General features: G+C 68.3%; 4 protein-coding genes. All 4 read right to left on the reverse strand.

The features are described 5' to 3' along the window. Positions 1-307 (reverse strand): biotin-independent malonate decarboxylase subunit gamma (locus AC1DJN_RS21715; RefSeq protein ID WP_478040214.1); only part of this gene is annotated, 307 nt, incomplete at its 3' end. A 2-nt stretch (positions 308-309) separates the two neighbouring features. Then, positions 310-1,218 carry a biotin-independent malonate decarboxylase subunit beta gene (locus tag AC1DJN_RS21720; protein ID WP_478013564.1) on the reverse strand — a complete coding sequence of 303 codons (909 nt, stop codon included), beginning with the start codon at positions 1,216-1,218 and terminating at the stop codon, positions 310-312. Further along, positions 1,215-1,535 (reverse strand): malonate decarboxylase acyl carrier protein, encoded by a 321-nt coding sequence (gene mdcC, locus AC1DJN_RS21725; protein ID WP_032975933.1) that lies wholly within the window; start codon positions 1,533-1,535, stop codon positions 1,215-1,217. Before mdcC ends, AC1DJN_RS21720 begins: the two co-directional genes overlap by 4 nt. 10 nt (positions 1,536-1,545) lie before the next feature. Next, a partial coding sequence (locus AC1DJN_RS21730) for a malonate decarboxylase subunit alpha (protein ID WP_478040212.1) occupies positions 1,546-2,153 on the reverse strand: 608 nt, incomplete at its 5' end.

Below are 2,153 nucleotides of genomic sequence, written 5' to 3' on the forward strand. Positions count from 1 at the left end.
GGTCCAGGGTCTGTGCGAGGTGGGCGAAGTAGCCGTTGATGCCCAGCAGCTCATCGCGGCGCGCCAGCCGCTGGCCGGCGGTATCGACCAGCATCACGATGGGACGCTGCKGATGAGCAGCGGTGCTGGCCAGCACGGTGTCGGCCAGCACCAGCGCGTGGTCCACACCGACTTCGATCCTGTCGGTGGTGCCGATCACCGTCACCTCACCGTCGTCGGTGGTCGCTGTGCCGGTCAGTACCGAATCGTTCACCGCGATCGTATGGCCACGCGGGAACAGTGCGTCCAGCAGCGAATTCAATGGCAGGCTCATGGCAGGCTCCGGTGCGCAGTGGCGGCAAGGAAGGCATCGGTTTCCAGCAGCGCCAGACGTTCCGGGTCGGCAATGCCCTGGCGTACCCAGATCTGCAGGCCATCGTTGCAGTCGCCCCACGCCTGTACGCGCGCCTTCAACGCGGCGTGGCGTGCCTGCAGCGCTGCCAGTGCCGCGTCGGGGTCGGCGCTGGCGGTGTCGGGCTGCAGCGCATCCGAGGCGGCCTCGGCGAACGCGCTGATCGCATCGGGCACCAGCACCTGCGCCTGGTCGATCAGGTAGCGGTGCTTGCCACCGGTCACCCGCCACACCAATGCGCGGTCGCGCGAATCGAATTCCTCCACGCCGCGCACGGTCTCGATCACTTCGGGGCCTGACAGCGACAGCCGTCCTTCTTCGGACATGATCACCGTGCTGCAGCAGCGGGCGACGATACCCATGCCACCGAAGGCGCCGTTGCCACTGCCAATCAGTGCCACCACCGGTACCCCGGCCGCCCGCGCGCCGAGCGTGGCGCGCATGATTTCTGAAATGGCGATCAATCCCGCATTGGCTTCATGCAGGCGCACACCGCCGGTATCGAGCAGCAGCAGCACGCCATCGGGATGGGTGTCCGCCGCGCGGCGCAGCAGGCCGGTCAACTTGGCGCCATGCACCTCACCCACGCCGCCGCCCATGAATTCACCCTGCTGTGCGGCTACCAGCACGTGCTTGCCGTGCAGGCGTCCCTCGCCGACGACGATGCCATCGTCGAACGCGGCCGGCTGGTCCAGCTGCGCCAGATGCGGGCTGATGGCGCGCTGGGCTGGGCCGAGAAATTCGCGGAACGATCCTGCATCAAGCAGCCCGGCGATGCGCGCGCGGGCATCAGCTTCGTAATAGCTGGTGCGCTGTGCGAGCGTCATGGCTGGCCTCCGGCAAGCAGGGTCTCGACGGCCTGGTCCAGGCGCAGGCTGACCACCGCCGGTGTAGCGCCGGCATCGTTGATCGACACGCGTACATCGCGCAGGGGATGACGCTGGGCGAAGTCGGCGATCACCGCCTGCCATACCGTGCCGAAGCCACGTGCAGCGGTGATGATGCGCACGGTCATCGCACCGTCCAGGTCGGCCGGTTCCAGCAGGATTTCCAGGTTGCCCGAGGCCAGTACGCCCACCAGCACCGCATCGGTGGGGAAGCGCACGGGCGTCGTGCCGGCGAATCGATAGTCGAGGGTTTCCATGGCGTGGCCCTTACCAGTTGCGGAAGCGCTTGGGCGGGTCGTACAGACCGCCGGACCAGCGCACCAGGTCTTTCACCGAACGCGCGGCAAGAAGATCGCGGCTGGCATCGCGCACGTTGATGCCGAGATCGTCCGGGCGGCGGATCACTCCGCGGTCGCGCAGGTTTTCCACCATGGCGCGGTCCCGTCCCCTGCCCACGGCGGTATAGCCGGCCACGCCGCGGATCGCCTGCTCGCGCTCTTCCGGGCTGCGGCATAGCAGCAGGTTGGCGATGCCTTCCTCGGTCAGCACATGGCTGACGTCGTCGCCGTAGATCATCACCGGCGGCAGCGGCATGCTCGCGCGCTCGGCCAGGTCCCAGGCATCGAGGCGGTCGACGAAGGCCGGCGCCATGTGCTCGCGGAAGGTTTCCACCATCTGCACCACCAGTTTGCGCCCGCGTGGCATCTCGCCGGGCCGCGCGGCCTGCTGGCCGGCCTTGATCCAGGCGTCGCTGGCGTGGCGGCGGCCGCGTGCATCCGAACCCATGTTGGGTGCACCGCCAAAGCCGGCAATGCGGTCGCGCGTTGCGGTGGAGCTGTTGCCCTGCAGGTCCCACCCTGCAGATCGACCTGCAG

The sequence above is a fragment of the Stenotrophomonas sp. 05L414_2 genome, from assembly GCF_056397905.1.

What these genes read in the sequence shown, in the direction of transcription:
- AC1DJN_RS21720 (WP_478013564.1), bottom strand. Translation starts at nt 1,218, where the DNA reads ATGACGCTCGCACAGCGCACCAGCTATTACGAAGCTGATGCCCGCGCG.
- mdcC (WP_032975933.1), bottom strand. Translation starts at nt 1,535, where the DNA reads ATGGAAACCCTCGACTATCGATTCGCCGGCACGACGCCCGTGCGCTTC.